Origin of the sequence: Rhodomicrobium sp. R_RK_3, assembly GCF_002198715.1 — a bacterium.
In the GTDB taxonomy this organism is placed as follows: domain Bacteria; phylum Pseudomonadota; class Alphaproteobacteria; order Rhizobiales; family Rhodomicrobiaceae; genus R-RK-3.
This window is the reverse complement of sequence record NZ_MWLK01000035.1, coordinates 1-19,346: the sequence shown is the minus strand read 5'-3', so window position 1 is coordinate 19,346 and position 19,346 is coordinate 1. Positions and strand designations below refer to the sequence as shown.

General features: G+C 59.8%; 22 protein-coding genes and 1 pseudogene. 19 read left to right on the top strand and 4 right to left on the bottom strand.

Annotated features, from left to right (window positions below):
• Nucleotides 1-324: 324 nt before the first annotated feature.
• Together BLEFHOIH_RS21575 and BLEFHOIH_RS21570 are read left to right on the top strand one after the other, a co-directional pair.
• Nucleotides 325-582, top strand: coding sequence for a type II toxin-antitoxin system prevent-host-death family antitoxin (locus BLEFHOIH_RS21575; protein WP_088348110.1), 258 nt, complete (start codon nucleotides 325-327; stop codon nucleotides 580-582).
• The gene (locus BLEFHOIH_RS21570; RefSeq protein WP_088348109.1) at nucleotides 579-962 is read left to right on the top strand and encodes a type II toxin-antitoxin system VapC family toxin; all 384 of its coding nucleotides are present in this window, start codon (nucleotides 579-581) and stop codon (nucleotides 960-962) included. The genes BLEFHOIH_RS21575 and BLEFHOIH_RS21570 overlap by 4 nt, the downstream gene beginning before the upstream one ends.
• A gap of 504 nt (nucleotides 963-1,466) precedes the next feature.
• Here the strand turns inward: BLEFHOIH_RS21570 and BLEFHOIH_RS21565 are convergent.
• The gene (locus BLEFHOIH_RS21565) at nucleotides 1,467-1,820 is read right to left on the bottom strand and encodes a hypothetical protein (protein WP_088348108.1); all 354 of its coding nucleotides are present in this window, start codon (nucleotides 1,818-1,820) and stop codon (nucleotides 1,467-1,469) included.
• On the opposite strand from BLEFHOIH_RS21565, the gene BLEFHOIH_RS21560 reads away from it, so the two are divergent.
• From BLEFHOIH_RS21560 to BLEFHOIH_RS26905, 4 genes are all read left to right on the top strand, one after another.
• Nucleotides 1,810-2,220 carry a hypothetical protein gene (locus tag BLEFHOIH_RS21560; RefSeq protein ID WP_088348107.1) on the top strand — a complete coding sequence of 137 codons (411 nt, stop codon included), beginning with the start codon at nucleotides 1,810-1,812 and terminating at the stop codon, nucleotides 2,218-2,220. The genes BLEFHOIH_RS21565 and BLEFHOIH_RS21560 overlap by 11 nt on opposite strands.
• Nucleotides 2,221-2,257: 37 nt before the next feature.
• Nucleotides 2,258-2,404: a hypothetical protein gene (locus BLEFHOIH_RS26910; protein ID WP_170937316.1), complete on the top strand. Its 147-nt coding sequence runs from the start codon at nucleotides 2,258-2,260 to the stop codon at nucleotides 2,402-2,404.
• Between the two features lie 120 nt (nucleotides 2,405-2,524).
• On the top strand, nucleotides 2,525-3,337 hold the full coding sequence (locus tag BLEFHOIH_RS21555) for a hypothetical protein (RefSeq protein ID WP_088348106.1): 813 nt from the start codon (nucleotides 2,525-2,527) through the stop codon (nucleotides 3,335-3,337).
• 118 nt (nucleotides 3,338-3,455) lie between these two features.
• A complete protein-coding gene (locus BLEFHOIH_RS26905; RefSeq protein WP_170937315.1) occupies nucleotides 3,456-3,608 on the top strand; it encodes a hypothetical protein in 153 nt (50 codons plus the stop codon).
• A gap of 556 nt (nucleotides 3,609-4,164) precedes the next feature.
• On the opposite strand, the gene BLEFHOIH_RS21545 is transcribed toward BLEFHOIH_RS26905, so the two are convergent.
• Nucleotides 4,165-5,097: a LysR family transcriptional regulator gene (locus BLEFHOIH_RS21545; RefSeq protein ID WP_088348150.1), complete on the bottom strand. Its 933-nt coding sequence runs from the start codon at nucleotides 5,095-5,097 to the stop codon at nucleotides 4,165-4,167.
• A gap of 150 nt (nucleotides 5,098-5,247) precedes the next feature.
• On the opposite strand from BLEFHOIH_RS21545, the gene BLEFHOIH_RS21540 reads away from it, so the two are divergent.
• The 6 genes from BLEFHOIH_RS21540 to BLEFHOIH_RS21515 all read left to right on the top strand — a co-directional run bounded on the left by BLEFHOIH_RS21540 (nucleotide 5,248) and on the right by BLEFHOIH_RS21515 (nucleotide 10,461).
• On the top strand, nucleotides 5,248-6,147 hold the full coding sequence (locus BLEFHOIH_RS21540) for a pirin family protein (RefSeq protein ID WP_245297139.1): 900 nt from the start codon (nucleotides 5,248-5,250) through the stop codon (nucleotides 6,145-6,147).
• A 98-nt stretch (nucleotides 6,148-6,245) separates the two neighbouring features.
• Nucleotides 6,246-6,845: an NAD(P)H:quinone oxidoreductase gene (wrbA, locus tag BLEFHOIH_RS21535; protein ID WP_088348148.1), complete on the top strand. Its 600-nt coding sequence runs from the start codon at nucleotides 6,246-6,248 to the stop codon at nucleotides 6,843-6,845.
• A 55-nt stretch (nucleotides 6,846-6,900) separates the two neighbouring features.
• Entirely contained in the window at nucleotides 6,901-7,311 is a 411-nt protein-coding gene (locus tag BLEFHOIH_RS21530) for a DoxX family protein (protein WP_210191723.1), read from the top strand.
• A gap of 53 nt (nucleotides 7,312-7,364) precedes the next feature.
• On the top strand, nucleotides 7,365-8,330 hold the full coding sequence (locus tag BLEFHOIH_RS21525) for a quinone oxidoreductase (protein WP_088348104.1): 966 nt from the start codon (nucleotides 7,365-7,367) through the stop codon (nucleotides 8,328-8,330).
• Nucleotides 8,331-8,373: 43 nt separating this feature from the next.
• Nucleotides 8,374-8,922, top strand: coding sequence for an ester cyclase (locus BLEFHOIH_RS21520; RefSeq protein WP_088348103.1), 549 nt, complete (start codon nucleotides 8,374-8,376; stop codon nucleotides 8,920-8,922).
• Between the two features lie 633 nt (nucleotides 8,923-9,555).
• A complete protein-coding gene (locus BLEFHOIH_RS21515) occupies nucleotides 9,556-10,461 on the top strand; it encodes a LysR family transcriptional regulator (RefSeq protein WP_088348102.1) in 906 nt (301 codons plus the stop codon).
• Nucleotides 10,462-10,481: 20 nt separating this feature from the next.
• Here the strand turns inward: BLEFHOIH_RS21515 and BLEFHOIH_RS21510 are convergent, their stop codons facing one another.
• Nucleotides 10,482-11,474, bottom strand: coding sequence for a zinc-dependent alcohol dehydrogenase family protein (locus tag BLEFHOIH_RS21510; protein ID WP_088348101.1), 993 nt, complete (start codon nucleotides 11,472-11,474; stop codon nucleotides 10,482-10,484).
• 326 nt (nucleotides 11,475-11,800) lie between these two features.
• Between BLEFHOIH_RS21510 and BLEFHOIH_RS21505 the strand changes: the two genes are divergently transcribed.
• The 3 genes from BLEFHOIH_RS21505 to BLEFHOIH_RS27650 all read left to right on the top strand — a co-directional run bounded on the left by BLEFHOIH_RS21505 (nucleotide 11,801) and on the right by BLEFHOIH_RS27650 (nucleotide 14,101).
• A complete protein-coding gene (locus BLEFHOIH_RS21505) occupies nucleotides 11,801-12,814 on the top strand; it encodes an NADP-dependent oxidoreductase (RefSeq protein ID WP_088348100.1) in 1,014 nt (337 codons plus the stop codon).
• Nucleotides 12,814-13,773 carry a zinc-binding dehydrogenase gene (locus tag BLEFHOIH_RS21500; protein WP_088348099.1) on the top strand — a complete coding sequence of 320 codons (960 nt, stop codon included), beginning with the start codon at nucleotides 12,814-12,816 and terminating at the stop codon, nucleotides 13,771-13,773. The genes BLEFHOIH_RS21505 and BLEFHOIH_RS21500 overlap by 1 nt, the downstream gene beginning before the upstream one ends.
• Nucleotides 13,774-13,927: 154 nt before the next feature.
• Nucleotides 13,928-14,101, top strand: a complete 174-nt coding sequence (locus BLEFHOIH_RS27650; protein ID WP_170937314.1) for a hypothetical protein — start codon at nucleotides 13,928-13,930, stop codon at nucleotides 14,099-14,101.
• A gap of 300 nt (nucleotides 14,102-14,401) precedes the next feature.
• Here BLEFHOIH_RS27650 and BLEFHOIH_RS21495 read toward each other — a convergent pair whose 3' ends face one another.
• A complete protein-coding gene (locus BLEFHOIH_RS21495) occupies nucleotides 14,402-14,683 on the bottom strand; it encodes an alpha/beta hydrolase (RefSeq protein WP_348626064.1) in 282 nt (93 codons plus the stop codon).
• 10 nt (nucleotides 14,684-14,693) lie between these two features.
• Between BLEFHOIH_RS21495 and BLEFHOIH_RS21490 the strand changes: the two genes are divergently transcribed.
• The 4 genes and pseudogenes from BLEFHOIH_RS21490 to BLEFHOIH_RS27415 form a co-directional block, all read left to right on the top strand.
• Nucleotides 14,694-15,512: a transposase gene (locus BLEFHOIH_RS21490; protein ID WP_095407244.1), complete on the top strand. Its 819-nt coding sequence runs from the start codon at nucleotides 14,694-14,696 to the stop codon at nucleotides 15,510-15,512.
• Between the two features lie 855 nt (nucleotides 15,513-16,367).
• Nucleotides 16,368-18,107, top strand: coding sequence for a hypothetical protein (locus BLEFHOIH_RS21485; protein WP_088348098.1), 1,740 nt, complete (start codon nucleotides 16,368-16,370; stop codon nucleotides 18,105-18,107).
• A gap of 6 nt (nucleotides 18,108-18,113) precedes the next feature.
• A complete protein-coding gene (locus BLEFHOIH_RS21480; RefSeq protein ID WP_088348097.1) occupies nucleotides 18,114-19,091 on the top strand; it encodes an HNH endonuclease signature motif containing protein in 978 nt (325 codons plus the stop codon).
• A 12-nt stretch (nucleotides 19,092-19,103) separates the two neighbouring features.
• A pseudogene (locus tag BLEFHOIH_RS27415) lies at nucleotides 19,104-19,251 on the top strand (IS3 family transposase); the annotation flags it as partial.
• Nucleotides 19,252-19,346: the final 95 nt, after the last annotated feature.

The window sequence follows — 19,346 nt, the reverse complement described above, 5'->3', positions numbered from 1 at the left end:
CGGGCAACGTCCAGCGGACCAGGCTGTGCGTGGATGACCCAGCCTAGCTTGGGCCAACATCAGGGATCGCCGGAATAAAATCGAATTTCGTCTCGTTATTGGTTGCGGGGGCATGCAACGGCTTATGCAGCCACCCGGCACTCACGCGGATATCAGCTTGAGCAAATCTAGAAGCTATTAGGTTTGTTCACCCATCAGTCGGTGCATCAGTTCAGACTGGGGAAGTCGCTGACACACCCCTCTCTCATGCCGGTCACAAGTTGAAATGGACCATATAATAGTCTAGAGTATCGGATGATCGAATGTTTGGCTTAAGGCTCTGTCATGCAGATATCCGTGACCGAAGCGAAAGGGCAGCTTACCGAACTGGTGCGGCGCGCCGAGGCGGGAGACGAAGTCATCCTGACACGTCACGGCCAACCTGCCGTGCGACTGGTGCCAGTGAAGCCGGTGGTCGACACCAAATCCCGCAGGGTCTTGCTCGACAGGGTTCGCGCTTCTGCCACCGCCAAGGCCACTGCCGGTCCAAACGCCGCGCGCAGCCAGGATTTTCTGTATGGTGACGATGGTCTTCCCAGATGATCGCGGTCGATACATCCGCGCTGATGGCGATCGTGCTGAATGAACCGGAGGCGGATGCCTGCGCTGCCCTGCTCGAAGCTGAAGATCGCCTGCTGATCTCAGCCGGTACGGTTGCCGAAGCGCTGATCGTCGCGGGGCGGCGCAATGTCGGTGAGGAGGTCGATCAACTGATCGATGGGCTCGGCTTAGAGATAGTCAGCCTGACACCCGCCTCGGCGCGGCGTATCGCCAAGGCTTATGAAACATGGGGGAAGGGCATTCACCCGGCTGCGCTGAATTTCGGTGACTGCTTCGCCTATGAGGTAGCGAAGGAGCATGATTGCCGATTGCTATATGTCGGGGAGGATTTCGCGCGAACCGATATCGAGGGCGCTCTTTAAGACATACCGCACTGTGCCGTGACCATATGTGGAGATGATGGCAATGAAGGGGAGACGAGGCAGCGCAAAAGGACGCGCAGCACTGGCACCCTCGGGCGGGCGACAGCGGAACCCGCATGTCGTATTTTGCCGATAGCATAGTCGCCAGTCGGCAATTCTGTGCCCTGCAGCCGCGCGGCCTAGACAGAGACCAGATTCCCATATGAGCGTTGAAGCTGCCCGCTGTTATCTGCGCTCAGTTACCGATGCTGCCTAAATGGTCGAATTGATTCTGGCGGCTGGATCGCGCTGGAGACTGCCGGCCGGCTGCTTCGTTAACGATCATCGTGGCACCGCGATCGTTATCTCTCAGGGGCCCCCAACGTTTGGCCCGGCGAGCCATTGACGGCGAGATTTATAAGAGGTGGCATCTGATCGAGAACCTCTTCTGCAAGCTTAAGGAGTTCAAACGCATCACTATGCGAATCGACAAGACAAGCACCAGCTCAGCGCAATGGTTTATCTCTATACGGTAGTCAACAATTCGCTATAAATCTTAACAAGTGCTAGTTGGGTCGACATTTTCTCGTCACTATAAATTGAGTCCTGATCACGCATTCCGTGATGGAATGATTTGTATTCCAGGATGCGCACTTCTGGCTCGAGGAGCCATCGCGCATTTTCGTCCCAGTAAACTCGCAGCAAAGGAGTTTCCGTGTCAGTTAACCGAAGATTCATGCTTGTGCGACGCCAGAGCGGTGTTCCGGTTTCCGGCTGACGAAGGAGCCGGAGCCGGCCCTCGCCCCGCGCCACTTCCTGCTGCGCAATCACTATGTCTCTATTGATCCCGCCCAACACGGCTGGATGGATGACGGCCATCTTACCTGCCTCCGATCGCGATCAACGCGCCAGCACAGTTGGGCAAATCGTTGAATCGCGAAGTGATGACTTCCCGGTCGGCGCGTGGGTGGCCGGCGTGAATGGGATTGAGGACTTCAGCGTCGGCGTCGAAGGCGGTTACAACAATCGGGTTGATCCCAAGGCGGTACCTTCGATCACCAACTATCTGTCGGTGGTTGGCCACACGGGGCTCGCCGCTTATTTCGGCTTGCTGGCGATCGGTCAGCCCAAGGCTGGCGAAACCGTTCTGGTCACAGCGGCGGCCGGGTCGGTCGGCTCGCTGGTTGGGCAAATCGCGAAGATGAAGGGGCCGTCGGACATTCGGCGAGGCGGATGGTCCGGCGAAGATTCGCCGGCTGCTCCAAGATTACGGCTTTGACGCTGCGATCGATTACCAAAGCAAGGGTCTTGAAGAGTTGGTGACCGAGATCCGCAAAGCCGCGCCGAACGGCATCGATATTCAGTTCGAGAATGTTGGCGGCGATACTCTCGACGCCGCCTGCTCGGCCATTAGACTTCGTCCAACAAAAATGACCAAAACGGCTTCGCTCCGGACCGCCTGAAAGTGCTGACCTTCAGTCACGGCGAGTACCTCATCTTCGAGATTTCTGGACACCGCCAGCAAGGCCGAAGCGCCAAGGCCGGCCGAGCATCCAGCAATGTAATATTTGAGAGGACCATCCATGACTATTTCAACAGCCGACTTCCGCGATATCGAGATCGTCGAACGCGACGCTTGGCTCGATCTCTATGCCGCCGCCCCTACCGATGCCGCAGTTGAACTCAGCGTAGCGTACCGGCTAAAGGGCGATGCTGCACTATTGATATCGCGCCGGATCGACTCGCTTGTGTTCAACCGGCTTGCTTGCCTCGGCGTTGTGTCGCCCGCACAGCCGCAAGTGCTCGATGAGGCAATTGCAGCGTTCGATGCTGCAGACACGCCCAATGGCGGCGTTCAGGTTCCGGAAGGGGAGAAGGCTCTGGAAGCGCTGTGCAATGCACGTGGTCTTGTACCACACCACCGCGTCTGGGCGAAGTTCATCCGGCGGCCCGGCATCATCACAGCGCAGAGCAGCCTGGAGGTGCGCATGATCGGCCGCGAGCATGCAGCCGCGTTCGGGGAGATTGCGGCAACCGTCTTTGGTTTGCCGTCTGCCGCGGCTGAGTGGCTGTCGGCGCTCGTCGACCGGCCCCGCTGGACCTGCTTCATGGCATTCGATGGAGAGGCGCCGGTAGCGACGGCCGCGCTTTTCGTGCACGGCGCATCCGGTTGGCTCGGCGTTGGGGCAGCGCTCTCAGCCTATCGCCAGCGGGGCGCGCAATCCGCTCTCCTAGCGGCGCGCGTCTCTCACGCCGCAGTACAAGGGGCTCGCATACTGACCACCGAGACCGGCGTGCCCCATCCCGGCGAGCCCGGCCACTCATATGGCAACATCCAGCGCGCCGGCTTTGACATTGCCTATCTGCGACCGAATTTCTGTCGGTCAGCCGGTTAGGTAGCCACGCCGTCGCGACTGGAGGTGGAACCAGTCTTTAGGGCGCTGCTCTCATTCGCTAGCTATCAATCCGTTCCGTGATCTGGCCTTGAGGCATCTACGAAGGTTCTCGGCAACGATGCACGACCTCCAGCAACTGCATGCCGCCATCCACCTGGAGGCAGAGCGGCCCGCCGGCAGGCAACGCCTTGCGCCGATCCTGAAGCGTCTCGACGTGGCAAACGCCAATCTCGACCGCACGTGCCCGGCGATGGTGCTCTTCTTCACGTAACTGACGCCGTTCTCGGTCTTGCCCTTCGTGCGCCCGATACGGCCCACAAACCCGGGGGTGAAGCCCCAATGCCTAGCGGACGCGAGCAGCTTGTCGTTGAACAGGACCGTGCGGCTTACCGCGTCGTGAAGCACCACGAGCGCGCGCGGGTTGTCCACCAGCACCTCCTCCGGCACGCCGCCGAAGGTCGTAAACGCGCTCTCCAGCCCCGAGAACCCACTCGCCTGCTGCTCGTGCCGGAACGCCCGAACGTGCGGGCGCCCCGGATGCCCGAGCGTGGCCACGAACAAGAAGACTTGAGCTTGGCGCCGCCGATGTCGATCTGCAATTGCCGGCCTGACGGCGTCTCGAACCGTGTCGTCGCCAATGCCTCGGCCTTGAGTGCTTGCCGGTAGGGCGCAACGGCGCGCTGCAGCGTTCGCAGGCTAACCGCCAAGCCCGTTCTCGGTGAGAGGATTCTGGCGCGCGACGTCGGCGTTGCCGCGATGCCTGAGGGACCTGCTGATCAGGCTACGGGCGATATTGGGCCGTTGGACGTAAGGTGGCCCGACAACGGTCAGGTTCCAAGCGAAGGACGCGGTGCCTTCAGACGCAATTCTGCTTGCTCGATGAATCGGTCGATGAGCCACGCAGCGGCGGGGCCCGGCGGTGATTCGGTTCGATAGATCGCCTGCATCGCGTACTGGCTTACGCTCCACTCTGGTAAGTCGAGCTTCTTGAGGCGCCCCGCTTCTAAGTCGGATCTAACCATCGGTTCGGGCATGCTGCCCCAACCGAGGCCCGCTAGCAAAAGCGCATGCTTCGACCCGAGATCGGCGAGCCGCCAGGACCGAACTGCCACGACCCCGAAATCCTTTCCTTCCGTCAGGAGGGAGCGGTCCGTCAGGACAAGCTGAACGTGATCGCGGGCGGCTCCCGGCTGGATGGTGGCAGCCTGGGCGAGAGGATGGCTCGGAGCGGCGACAGGGATCAATTCTACGCTGCCGACACGCATCTGCTCGAGGCCGGCCATCCCTTTGTGCTCCGGCCCGCTGATACCAATCGCGGCCGCGCCGGACAGGATTAGTTGCGTGACGGCGCCTAGAGCTTCGACGTGCAGGCGCAGTGCGACAGTGGGAAATTCTCTTTGAAAGGCCAGCATCGCGTCAACGAGCCGCGCGGTGGGAAGCATCACGTCAACAACGATTGAAACCTCGGATTCGAGCCCGCTCGTCAGGCCGCTGATTTTTGCGCGTAGGCTGTCGACGCCAACGGTGACGGTGCGAGCCTCCGACAATACGGATGAGCCAATTGCGGTCAGAGTCGGTTTGCGTGTGCGGTCCCGGTCGAAAAGTTGGACACCGAGCTGCTGCTCGAGATTGGCAATCGCGTAGCTCACCGCCGACGTCGCCCGTCCGAGCTTGCGTCCTGCGGCCGCAAAACTCCCCGTCTCCACGACTGTCAGAAACACTTGCAACTGATCGAGGCTGGGAAGGCCCGGTCCCTGCATTTCAGATTCCTTGAACGTTATGTCCAACGTTTTACGGGTATTTTATATCAGAGTGAATGCCTAGTTATCGTGATCAAGGACAAAGATCCGTGCTGGCCGCTTCAACAGACGCTGGGGATCTTCGTGGAGGTCTCAGTATTGACGCTGGTTTTGAACAATATATCCAAAGTCGATGTCGTCATGCCGCCGGGTGTTCACAATTTGGGCGCGGGATTTGAAGTTCGGCGCGCTCTTCCGTCAGCAAAGCGGCAGATGGTTGGGCCGTTCATATTCTTCGACGCCTTCGGGCCGGCCGTTTTCGGTGAGGGCGACGGCGTTGATACGCGGCCGCATGCGCATATCGGCTTAGCTACCCTGACGTATCTGATCGAGGGAGACCTCCTACACCGCGATAGCGCGGGGCACGTGCAGGCCATTGGCCCTAGCGAGGCCAATCTGATGACCGCGGGCCCGGGAATAGTGCATTCGGAACGCACGCCTGAGAGCGCTCGCGTGCAAGGCAGCACCATCTTCGGCCAGCAAGTCTGGCTTGCGCTGCCCAAAGCCCAAGAGGAAGCAGAGCCCAGCTTTGCTCATCATGCGGCGAGCGCGCTTCCACGCATTGAAGGTGAAGGTATCACCGCGACGTTGATCGCTGGGTCAGGATTCGGGCGTCGCTATCCCGTGTCGACCTTTTCGGACACGATCTACGCCGATGTTGCGCTGGCGCGGGGTGCGCGGTTTCAGATCGCGGCCGAACATGCAGAGCGCGCGATCTATCTCGTGGTGGGCTCTGTGCGGGTCGTCGGCCAGGAAGGCGAATTCAGCGCTGGCGAGTTGATCGTCTTCAAGCCGGGTTCCGAGATCGTCCTAAAGGCCGGTAGCGCGGTGCGGCTGATGCTCATCGGTGGCGAGCCGCTGCCGGAGAAGCGGTTCATCCATTGGAACTTCGTCTCCAGCTCGATGGAGCGGATCGAGCAGGCGATGTCTGACTGGCGTGAGCGGCACTTCCCGGGGGTTCCCGGGGAGACCGAATTCATCGCTTTGCCGACCGAGGTGGCCTCCAGATGAGCGTTCGCAGTTTCATAAACCGGCTCTTCGGCTCGTCGTCAGTGGCCCCGCCGGAGCCCGAGAAAACCACACCGCACGTCAGCAATAGGAGCGTTTCGATGCCGAAGGTTCTCGTTCTCTACTATTCCACCTATGGCCATGTCGAAGCGATGGCTTACGCCGTGGCCGAGGGCGCCAGGTCGGCCGGCGCGACGGTCGACGTGAAGCGTGTCCCGGAGACGGTTCCGGAAGATGTCGCACGTGCCAGCCACTTCAAGCTGGACCAGGCAGCTCCGGTCGCGACGATCGATGAGCTGGTCCACTATGACGCGATCATCGTAGGCGCTGGGACGCGGTTCGGCCGCATCTCTTCGCAGCTTGCCAGTTTCCTCGATCAGGCTGGTGGGCTGTGGATGAAGGGAGCGCTTCACGGCAAGGTCGGCGGAGCTTTCACATCGTCCGCCACTCAGCACGGCGGTCAGGAAACCACGCTGTTCTCGATTATCACGAACCTCCTGCATTTCGGGATGGTCATCGTAGGTCTGCCCTACAGTTTCCAAGGGCAGATGAAGATCGACGAAGTGACAGGTGGCGCTCCCTATGGGGCGACGACAGTCGCAGGCGGCGACGGGTCACGCCAACCCTCCAAGAACGAACTGGCGGGAGCACGCCAGCAGGGCGAACTCATCGCTCAGACCGCAAAGAAACTGTTCGGCTGACACCATTAGTCAGATCGAACGCGCGTTTCGAGCAACTCTGGCTTCCCTGAAGGAAATGTCTATGACTTATCAGTCCTCTTATGTGTCTGCATTCGGCCGCCTGCTGATCGCGGCGATTTTCATCATCAGTGGTCTCGGCAAGATCGCGGCTCCTGCGATGACCCAGGGCTATATCGGCTCCGTTGGGCTGCCCGCCCCCCTGCTGGCCTATCTGCTGGCGATCGTAGTGGAAGTCGGCGGTGGTATCCTGCTCGTAATCGGCTACCGGACACGTGTTGTCGCTGTGCTCATGGCGATCTTCGCAGTTGCGACTGCGGTGTTCTTCCACCGGGACTTCGCCGACCAGAACCAGATGATCCACTTCCTCAAGAACATCGCCATGGCGGGCGGGTTGTTGCAGGTCTTCGCTTTCGGAGCAGGCGCCTTCAGCGTCGATGGGCGGCTATCCGGCCGGGGCGCTGCTTGAGACGCGGGAGCGCGCCTTCGTGACGTTCCAAAACGATGAGACGGGATTGAAGCATGGCACATCGTATTCGCATTCACAGCACAGGCGGGCCAGCGGTCCTACAATACGAGGAAGCTGATGTTGGCGAGCCGGGCGCTGGGCAGGTTCGGCTCAAACAGGACGCCATAGGCGTCAATTTCGTCGACACGCTTTTTCGCAGTGGCGCCATTCCGGTTTCACTTCCCTTCGCAATTGGTGTCGAGGCTGCCGGCGTGATTGAGGCGGTCGGCCCAGGTGTTCCTAACCTGACGGTCGGCGACCGCGTTGGTTATTGGTTCTCCCTCGGCTCATATGCGGACGAGCGCATTGTCGAGGCCGACGCGCTGGTGAAGCTGCCGGAAGGCATCTCGACGGAGCAGGCCGCCGCGATCTTCGCTAAGGGGATGTCCGCTTGGGCACTGGTGAAGCGTGCGCATGTAGTCAAACCAAGTGATACCGTACTGGTTCACGCCGCTGCAGGTGGCGTTGGGTCTCTCGTCGCTACGTGGGCCCAGGCGCTAGGCGCGAACGTGATCGCGTCAGTCGGGAGTCCACAGAAAGCTGCGATCGTTCGCGAGCGTGGCATAGAGCACGTGCTCAGTGCGAACGATGCTGATTTGGCTGCCCAAGTGAAGGCGTTGAACGGCGGACAGGGCGTCGATGTCGTTTACGAACTGGTGGGCGCCGTGACTTTCGAAAAATCCATAGCGTCTATTCGCGATGGCGGTGACCTGGTTCATCTTGGCAATGCCTCTGGTCCGCCCACGGTGGATGAGGCAGCGCTGGTCAGCCGATCCATTCGGTATTTGAAGCCAGTCACCGGGCAAGTGGTGAATAGCCGGGCTCTTCTGGAAGAGGCCAGCGACGAACTGTTCGCTGCGCTCCAGGGCGATATCTTCGGGCGGATTCCCATCACCCAATATCCGCTTCGCGAGGCTGCTCGCGCTCACGTGGACATCGCGGAGCGGCGAGTCATCGGCTCTATTGTTTTGAAGCCCTAAATCATCTGGCCGGAGCGCCGAGGAAATCGAGGGAGCCATAGCGATGCCAATCAGTCATCTTCGTCCTGTGGGAAGGAGCGACCTTGCTCTTTTGGATCGCCGCAAGCTGATCCTCGGCTTGACAGCAGGCACTGTTGGAGTAGCCGCGAGCGAATCTCCGGTCACCGCAGATCCCGGTGATGGATCGGCCTTGGAGGCGAATAAGGCCGTTATTCTCAGTCTACATGAGGGTGTGCAGCGCGATGGAGACTTTGCGCTCTTTGATCGCCTGTTTGCTGACAACTATATAGATCGAACCCCCTTTGGGGATTTCGAGCCTAATAGAGAAGGTACGCGGAGGATTTATCAGATGTTCCGCGCCGGCTTTGGGGGCTGGCGGGCCGAAATCCATCATATGATTGCCGAGGCGGACTTGGTGACGACATATAAAACGTACTTCGGGGTGCATCGCGCTGCGTTTATGGGAGTGGCGCCAACCGGCCGCGTCATAAATTTTGACGCGATGGACATCATGCGCATCCGAGGCGGGGCTATCGTCGAGCACTGGGGGATCGCCGATGGGACTGCCTTGATGCAGCGCTTGAGGGCGTAAGACCCTGTAGTTCATTTTTGCTTGTCGAGCATGAATGGAGATCATTGGGACTGTCTCTATTCCATCTTAGAATAGCACGTATTCTACGACCTTGCCTTCCGAGGCGACGGCACGTCTCACTTCTGGGCTCTGCAGGCCATAGAAGGATTGGCGCCGACATCATGAAGCTGCGGCCATTCGAGGAAATCGATGCCTTGGCGGCCGCGCGGAAGGGCGGCGATGAGGCGCTGGAACGCCTTCTGGCGCTCACGCCCTCACTTCCTGTTGAAGACAATTGCGCGAACACCCGACGACCGCGTTCTAGCTGCCATGACTCGCCAAGTGTTCGGTGCAGGGTCCTCCTAAGGTGATTGAGCGAAAATGGCCGGGATTCGAGATCGCCTTCGAGGGCTTTGAGCCACATCCTTGCGCGTTCATGGGTAAGGAGCGATTCGACGCTCTCCTGCGAGATCAGGCATGTCGATCGCGGCTCAGGGTGGCGCCTCGCACGATGACCTTCGGCGCATGGTTGATATCGCGATGAAAGCTTGGCCGGCGGGAGGATCGATTAGGTGAACTGCGGCGCGGCATTCCGCGCCGGATCTTAAACTGGTCCGATCATGCGCATCCGTCGGTGGGACTAAGGAGTGTTGGATGGATCGTCTCGATGTGATGCGTCTCTTCGTCCGCGTGGTGGACACGGCGAGCTTCTCAAAGGCCGCCAAGATCGAGGGGGTCGTGCAGCCCACTGTCAGCAAGCATATTGCGGCCTTGGAGGCGCGGCTCGGGGCACAACTGCTCCGCAGGACGTCGCGCGGGTTGAGCCTGACCGAGGCCGGGGAAGCCTTTTACGAGGCCACCGTTCGTCTGCTCGATGAGGTCGAGCAAATCGAGGCGCGGGTAGGGCGCGGTCAGTCGGCGCCCTCCGGGCGCATAAGGGTGGCGATGTCCGCAGGCTTCGGCCGCATGTATATCCTCCCGAAGCTGCCGCAGTTCTTTGAGGAGTATCCCGACATCACGGTCGAGACGGATATATCCGACCACTATATCAATCTCATCGAGAACCGCATCGACGTTGCGATCAGGATCGGTTCGTTGTCGGATTCTAGCCTGGTAGCGAGGAAGATCGGCAGCGGCGAGACGGCGCTTCTCGCAACTCCAGGCTATCTTGAGCGCAAAGGCACGCCCGCCACGCCCGCTGACCTCGCCGATCATGAATGCGTCACCTTCGTATCGGGGGGAGCAGCGCGGCCCTGGCAGTTCAGGGAGGCAGACAGAACGGTAACGGTCGATCCGGTAGGGCCGATCAGGACCAGCGACGCAGAGCATGTTCGTGTCGGCGTTCTCTCGGGTCTCGGTCTTGCTCAAGGCCCGGCCTGGCTCTTTTCGGAGGAGCTGGAGTCGGGCGCGGTCGTAAGGGTGCTGCCGGAATACGCACCGGACCGACATCCAATCTACGCGGTCAGTCCGAGTGGTCGGTTGCAGTCGAGCAAAGTGCGGGTCTTCGTGGATTTCCTTGTCAGAGCGTTCGCCCAGAATCGCCATTTGCGGCTGAGTTAGCCGCGCTGGTGAGGTTTGTATCAGTCGACCTTCACCACGATTTTCCCAAATTGCTGCGCAGATTCGAGATACCGATGGGCCTCCACCATTTCGTCGAAGGGGAAGATGCGATCGATGACGGGAGACAGCGTGCCTTCGCCGAGGCCTGCGGTGATGTAATCGACTGCGACCTGCAGGCGATCGCGGTTATAGAGAATATCGGCCGGCATCCAGCCCTTGATCGTCACCATCTGGCCGATCTGTGTCAGGACTGGAACAGTCGCCGTGTCGCCTGCAAGCGCGCCGTAGATGTAAAGGATGCCCTGCCACGGCATCACTTGCATCAACTTGGGGAGCAATTCGCCGCCCACCGGATCGAACGCCACGCGCACGCCCTTGCTATCGGTAATCCTCGCGACCTCCGCCACCAAGTCGACTTCGGCGAAGGGAATGACATGCTTGGCGCCGGCGTTGAATAGTCTTTGTTGTTTGGCACTTGTGCGCGTCAGGGCGATTGGGATTGCACCGGCGCGATTGGCGATCTGGATGGCGGCGATGCCGGTGCTGCTCGATGCGGCCGAAATCAACACAGGTTCGCCAGGCTGGATATTGGCGTCCTCGATCAGCGCGCTATATGGGGTTAGGAACATCACCCAGAGCGAGGCGGCTTCTTCGAAGGAGAGCCCGTCAGGCTGCTTGACCACAGCGTAACCGGGCATCGCGACAGCTTCGCTATAGATGGCATAGTCGCCCATGCGGAAAGCCGGCACCGTGTTGGCGCGATCTCCGACCTTCACATGCGTGACGCTCTTACCGACCGCCTCGACGATCCCGGCAGCTTCAGTGCCGAGGTGAGCAGGCAGAACCGTCTCGAAGATATAGTTGTTCCGCCGGTACATAGCCTCCGCGCGGTTGAGGCCGAGGGCCTTGACCCGTATCAGGACCTCCTCGTCATTTGGAACCGGCGTGTCCATCTCGACGAATTGGAGAACCTCTGGGCCGCCAATTTCGGAGAACTGGACGATACGCGGCATGGCATTCCCTTCGCGAGTGTAGACCTTGAGCTGCGCTCGCTACGGCTCGGGCCATGCGACGCGCGTATGCTCTTGAAGAGCGTTGCCGAGCAAGTAGGGGAAACGGATCGAGATCGTCAGACCGTGCCGAGGAATTGTATCTATTGCATGGTGGAATGTTTGTTTCCGCCCGCGCGACCCAAGTTCATCGGTCGGAAGTGATGCGCGGCGGAGTTATATGGTCGCGTATTCTTCCGTGGAATAGTTCGTATTCCGGAAGAGGCACTTCTGACCCAGGAGGCCGCTACTCATCTTCGCCGCTAAGAAAACTAGGCGATGGAGTTTACGTGCCGGTCAACCGCAGATTTACTCTCGTTCGACGTCCGAGCGGCGTTCCCGTCCATGAAGATTTCCTGCTGACGAAGGAGCGGACGCCGACGCTCGAACCAGGCCAATTCCTGCTGCGCAATCACTATGTTTCCATCGACCCCGCGCAGCGCGGTTGGATGGACGACCGGCCGTCCTACCTGCCGCCGATCGCGCTTGGCGGGCCGGTCCGTGCAAGCACCGTCGGGCAGATCGTCGAGTCCCGCAGCGATGCCTTCCCAGTCGGCGCTTGGGCAGCCGGCGTGAACGCGGTCGAGGATTTCAGCGTCGGCGTCGAAGGCGGCTACAACAATCTGGTCGATCCCGAGGCCGTTCCCTCCATCACCAACTATCTGTCGGTCATCGGTCCTACGGGGCTCGCGGCCTATTTCGGGCTCCTGGCGATCGGCCAGCCGAAAGCTGGCGAGACCGTTCTCGTGACTGGCGCGGCCGGGTCGGTCGGCTCGCTGGTGGGGCAGATCGCGAAGATGAGGGGTTGCCGGACCATCGGCGTTGCGGGTGGTCCGGCCAAGGTTCGGCGCCTACTGGACGACTATGGCTTCGATGCGGCGATTGACTACCGCGGCAAGGATGGCGACGAACTGCTGGCTGAGATCCGGCAGGCCGCGCCGAATGGCGTCGACATTCAGTTCGAGAATGTCGGCGGCGACATCCTCGACGCCGGCCTACGAGCCATCAATCCCAAAGCGCGGATCGTGCTGTGCGGCCTTATCTCGGAATATAATTCCGAGCCGCGCGGCGCGCGCAATCTCTGGGAGCTGATCGTCCAGGGCGCGCGCATGGAGGGGGTCATCCTGACCCACTATTTCCACCGCATCGGCGAGGCAGTGCCCGAACTGATGGGCTGGGTCAGAGACGGCAAGTTGCGCGTCGATGAGCATATCGAGCAAGGCATTGAGAATGTCCTGCCGGCAATGTTGCGTCTGTTCGATGGCAACAATGACGGCAAGATGATGCTGAGGATCATCGACTGATGGCTCATGCAATCCGCCTCTACGAGCATGGTGAGCCAAGCGTTCTAACGTGGGAGAGCGTCGACGTCGGCGAGCCGGGGCTTGGCGAGGTGCGCCTGCGGCAGCGGGCGATCGGATTGAACTTCGTCGACACGATGTTCCGGGACGGCACTTTCCCGCTCGATTTGCCAGCCGTGCTGGGTATCGAAGGCAGTGGCACAGTCGAAGCTGTCGGCGCAGGCACCGAGTTCGAGATCGGGGACCGGGTGGCATATTTTTACGCCCCCGGCAGCTATGCGACGCGGCGTATCGTGCCTGTCGCGCCATTGGTGCGCTTGCCCGACGATATCTCAGAAGACCAGGCTGTGACGTTCCTCGGCAAGGGCCTGACTGCCTGGATGGGGCTACGGCTGCTTCACCAACTCGAGGCCGGGCAGACCATTCTCGTTCAAGGGGCGACCGGCGCGACTGGGACCATCGTGTCGCTCTGGGCGAAAGCTCTGGGCGCGAGGGTCATCGGTACCACAGGTTCCCCGGAGAAGCTGGAGACCCTGGCTGCTGTCACCGATCACGCGATTCTGACAGGCGACGAGACGTTCGACGTCAAACTGAAAGCCCTAGCGCCGGATGGAGTCGATGCTGTCTACGAGTTCGTGGGAAAGGCGACGATCGCCCGATCGGTGGGGGCCCTACGTGACGGCGGTCGGTTGCTGACCATCGGAGCCGCCTCTGGAACCGCCGAACTCGACGAGGCGCTCATCGCGACCAGAAGGATCAGCGTCGCGGGTGGAAGCACCGTACGCAACGTCCGCGGCGAACTCATAGGACAGGCAGTGGGCGAATTGTTCGACGCTGTTCGCGCGGGAGCGTTTTCTCGTATTCAGGCCACACGCTATCCGCTTCGAGCCGCAGCGCAGGCGCATGAGGATGTCCGTGCCCGCCGTCTGACAGGGCCGTCCTATTTCGTCGCGTCGGAATGATGGAGGCTGACGGAGCATCAGCCGGTCAGTTACGCCATTGCTGCGATCACGCTTGCGTTGCTGGTTGCTGGCTACAGGTCGGACGGCTTCGGGGGATCGGCCGCGCCGGCGTCTATATCGAGACGATCTGCTGAGCCTCACCGCGTTCCTGCTGATGCCGCCGACCCTGACGGAGACTTTGCGCCGCGTTCCGAACGGCCACCCGCTGGTGACCAACCTGAATTCGCCCATCCTCCTCGGCTCGCAGGCAGGTCTGCTGCTTGCTCTGATCATCGGCCTGACAGCCCAGATCGTCTCCCTGCGAAGGCACTCGGCAATCTCGCTCTGATAGCCGTGTTAGCTCTCACAGTCTCAGGCCATTGCTGGCAGCCGACTTTGGACGGCTATCAGTTCCGGGGCGGAGGCGGAAAGGTCGCCTCGTAGCGGCCGTCTCGCTGCGCGCGTTGGCGAGCATAGTCACGTTCGAGGAGCACTCTCCGCAAGGGGGCGATCGTTCCTCTCCATCGGTTGCGTCACCTCGGCGAGATTAGCATCGAGAGGCATAGCTGGGTTTCTGCGCCTCGTCCTGTGCCGGCAGAATCGGCGGCATTGCCTCGTCGAGTGCGAAGATTGCCGCCGCCACAGTGGCCTATTGGCTTATCGTATAGGCCGCCGCCTGAAGGATGAGGTTCGCGATCTCGCGCGGATGGGAGATGAGCGAAACATGGCTGGAGTCTAGCTCGATCGTAGTCGCCTTCATGCGCTCGGCGACGAAACGCTGTAGTTCAGGCGCAGTCGTGCGGTCGTTTCGCGATATCGCATAGAAGCTGGGCTTGGACCGCCAGGCAACCTCGGTGGTTTTCGATGCGAACAGCGTCTCTGAGATCCGGCCTTGAACGGCATGGAATGACCGCAACGATGCCATCGGCATTGCACGGATCATGCAGGCCGGCTGGTATAAGGAGGTGCGCGTCAAAAGACTGGACAGCCACGCCATCAAGGCACTGCTGGCCAGCCGGGCGCTGCTGGTCAAGATCAAGCGGGACATGGAGAACCAGATCCGTGGTCTACTGAAGAACTTTGGCCTCGTCATCGGGCGGGCCAAGCAGAATACCTTCACGCTGCGTGCTGATGACTTGCTCGAGGGCTGCCCCGAGCTCGCCGCCGCCGTCGAGCCACTGCTCCAGGCGCGAGAAGCGGTCGGACGCCAGATTGTGGAGCTGGATGGCAAAGTCAGGCGGCTGGCGAAAGCCAGCGCTCCGGCGCGTCGCCTGATGACTGCACCCGGCGTCTGCCCGATCACAGCGCTATGCTTCCTCGCTACCATCGATGATCCCGCCCGTTTTGGGCGATCGCGCAATGTCGGCGCCTATCTCGGCCTGACGACGAGGCGCTATGCCTCCGGCGAAATCGATTGGACCGGCCGGATCTCGAAATGCGGCGACGCCATGCTGCGCAGCTACCTCTATGAGGCCGCCAGCGTGCTGCTCACCCGGGTCGCCAAATGGTCGGCGCAAGGCCTGGGGCATGCGGCTTGCCAAGCGCAGCAGTCTGCGCAAGGCCAAGGTCGCCGTGGCCCGCAAGCTGTCCGTCATCCTGCATCGGATGTGGGTCGACGGCACCGACTTCAACTGGTCATCGCAGGAGGCAGCGCCAAAGGCGGCTTGAGCCAAGATGAGTTCCCGCCGATAGCGGGTCACGATGTCCCTGCCGGGACGATGGCGGTGGCGAGATCGCCCCAAGCTTTGCGATGCTCATAGGAGCAAAACGCGCTTCACACATTGATCCGCCAACGTCACCCACGCCATCATGCGGAGAGTTTAGCCTCTACCGCGGAGAGAACCGTGGCCTCGGCAAGGACAACGATCAGAGCTTGACCCCAGACCCGGAATTAGAGAACGCTTCGGAAGCGGTGCGGTTTGGATTCTTGGTCAAAGCAATGGCACCACAGCAGGCGAAGACGTCATGTGTCAATTTACGGCTTTTCCATTGGCTGAGATAAGGCACCGTCGCTACAGAGCGTCATATGCCGGCGCCTCTCATCATCCCTGCGACAGGTCATTTCGCTTTGCGGGAAGGCCGCCGTTACAGCATTGCTAAGCACCAGCCCGGCGCCTTTACAAGATATCCGCTTCGGGCACCTTGCAATGCCGGTAAAAACGCTCCACCCGTTCGGTGCGCAGTCCGAAAGGAAAAGCTGCTGAGCGCTGAAGACGATAGTTAAAGTGGGCTGCGCCTGCGGATTTAGCGGCATTCGTCGCGTTCAGCACGTAGCAGTTCGAACCCCTCCCTCTCCGCCAGCACTCAAATATGCGGCTGATTTTCCTCGATAGTTTTTAGCTCTATCCACCTATTTGTCTCCCTGCAGTGTGAAATTACCAATGGCTGAGGCGAAGGATCGTGCAGGCGTACGAGCTTGGTGGTGAGACCGCTTGCGTCAATGAAGCTTCAGGCCTTTGGGTCGGATTCTAGCAGCACTCGTCGAGCGGATGGTTGACAAGCCACACAAGCAGGAAACCTTCTTGCGCCGCTATGCAAAGCTGGGGAGCCGAGCGAGCTATAGTTGAAGCCGCTTTCGATGCAGCCTAGGGTGAAAAAAGAGCAGCGAAAGTATTATGATGCCGGTCAAGATATTCGAATATCCAGCGTTATTGGCGCGTCAAGGTGGCGACGCTCCGCCTCTGGTCTTGCTCTCGGCTTCGGCGGTTGAGATCGACCAATGGGTAGGGATACCCCAAAAGTCGCGCTTGCTAGACGGGGAAACCATCGGCTTTCAGCGCGATGTGAACGAACTCCGTGTGCAGCAGATTGCAAGGTTCTACAGCGAACCGCGCAACGTCATTCACAATCCACTCCTTTGTGCGATCCGCAAGGCGGAAGGTGTCGACGTTGCTTTTACGCCGACCCACGCAGAAACCGATGCTTCTGCGGTTGCGGGAACGCTGAAAATTTCGTTGCAAGATCGTTCGACCCAGAGGCTGGTAGACCTGTTCCGCCAAGCGCGAGAGGCTTTGGAGGAGCGCGTTCCCGAACTCACTGGGCGTGCAGATCCGGACGAGTTGATCGCAAAGCTCAGGTCTAGTGCCGACGTCCCCATCTCGCCCACGTCCGACGATAACGGCGAGGAGCCGGAGGACTATGACGGTGAGACCGATGGCGAAGTAGATGCTACCGCTGCTCCCGAGGAGGCTCTATTCGAGGAGTCACACGTCACCGAGTTTTGGGCGGAGCTTCGCGCTCGGGAAGTGTTGTTGACGCGATTGGGCGATCAATTCCAGGGTGACGAGTTCGTGGGTTTCGGACGGGAAGCTTTGGAGGCGTATCTTCGTCCCGTCGTCTTGGTCGATGGCCAGCACCGCTTGATGGGTGCGCTACGCGCCGCGCGGGACTCGATCGACAATGATCCAAAGCTGCTGGCACAAGCTGCAAGCAAATTAGTGTCAGGTACTGCTGCAGATCAGGTCGAGCAGGAATTACTGATTGAGCGTGCGCGTCGACTGCCGATCTCATTGCTCTTAGAAGCTGCTCCTGGTGAGCACGTCTTTCAGTTTGTAGTCGTCAATCAAAAAGCAACGCCGGTGCGGCCAGCGCTGCTCGCCACTATCATTTCGACGAGTTTGTCGGAAGGCGAGCTTGCGCCAATTACTGACCGACTTGAGAGTGCAGGAATTCCGCTCAAGAGCTCCCGGGCTATCAGTTTTTTCGCAAGAAACCCTCAGAGTCCATTTGCTAACCTCGTAACCCGGGGACTTGCAGATGAGGGCTCTGATCTCCTGCCGTGGACGGTGTTGGGTCAACTTGTAACATTGTTCCGCGAGTTGCGCGGAGCTCGCTATTTCCACGATCGGAAGATCGATTATGCCGATGTGTGGCGGCGCCGGTTCCTCGAGAGCTCGAAAATCGCGTTCGATAGTAGTACCACTGACACCGATGCCTTCAACTTCTGGCAAAACCCAGACGGTCCTTGGCGCGCCGTATTCATAGAGTTCTGGTCAGCAGTCCGCGATGCGCTGGGTAATACTAGCAATCCAAATGCCTATAACTACTGGGGGCGACCTCGCGCGTCCAACCTCTTTAACAAACCGACGCTGACGACGTTGGCAACCGATTTCTTTGCTTTTCTCGTAGAGACACGCAAGACGATCGATACAGCAGATCAGGTGCCCGGATTGGTCGACGAGTGGCTTCTCGACCTCGACCGCAACTATTTTGCGCGTGATTGGCGGCTCTCGGGCGTCAAAAAGGACGCGCCGGGAACACGAAAGCAGTGGTCTAAGGTGTGGTATGGCTACCGGCGCGATCCCCGAATGTTGCCGAATGTCCGTCTCTTCTCAACCCTCTATAAAGAGGGATAGGCATTCATGTTGCTCACGCGCCTCAGCCACTATATCGACGGAACACCACATGATTCGTCGAGTCTGTGGCGAATGACAGATCTCGTTGACATGTCGTCTCGACCGCCGCCCGACGCGATGTTGCCGCGAAACGAACCGATGCTGCGAGCCGATGCTTATGCGATCTGGTTCCGGTGGTTTATGGAAGGACTTTGCAACCCGTTACGTTACGTTGAAGATGAAACTAAAACGATAATCGATGTACTTGCCGATGTTCTGGCCCGTGTCGATGCACTCTATTCAAGCGAACCTCAGGACGAACGCATCGCGTTCGCACAAAAAATCTCTCAGCGCATCATGCTTGAGGTCGAGAGACATCGGCAGTTAAAGCGCGTGGGAGCTTCGCGCGCAATAAAACGGGATTTGGTCGATGCAGCGGGAAGTGAGCCAAGGTGCTGGATTTGCGGCTTCAAATTCAGCGGGCAAGCTGTCGATCGGTTCTTAAAGAAGCGAAAGGGAATTGAGCTCGATCTGCCGAAATTTGTAGATGTCCTTAAGCCAAGAGGCATCCTTTCCCGAGACATCAGAATAGAGGTCGATCATATCGTTCCTGTCGCTGGCGGGGGAGGCGGCAAAGACAATCTAGCGCTGGCATGTGGATGGTGTAACAAAAGCAAAGGTGCCCGAACTTCTATTTATGATGCGGACGGTCGACCGCCGCGTTCGGTGTATGCGCTGGGATCTGTGGTTTGGCACGAGCTGCCACATCCGTTTTGGACCGTGCGAATCTTGGCGACCAGAGCGCGATGTGAGCATGCAGGCGGCTGCAGTGCAACGGTGAAAAATGCCGAGCTCTTTATTGCGCCTGGAGATGCAAGAGGCGCACCGAACCCAAGCAACCTGCACATCTACTGCGCTGAGCATGATCCCTACGCCGCACACCGTTTCTTCGGCCGTGAGGTCGCGAAAAGAATTTGGGATGATCGTGCGCGGGCGGTAGCCTAAGCACGAACTGGCATTCCCAAGCGCCTGAAGCAATTTGAAGTCGAGAATGTGCGACTGAATAAGTTGCTTGCCGAGCGCGGTCTCGAAATCGAGGTGATGAAGGAAACGCGGCAAAAAAGTCGTGAGCATGCCAGCTCGCCGTTGCCACGTGGCGTACGCGACAGACCGTAAGCGGGCCAGCCACCCCACCTTGATCCTGGCTCAGGCTGGTTTTGCGTAAGCCCAGGGCATCAGCTCGTCGATGCGTGATGCCGG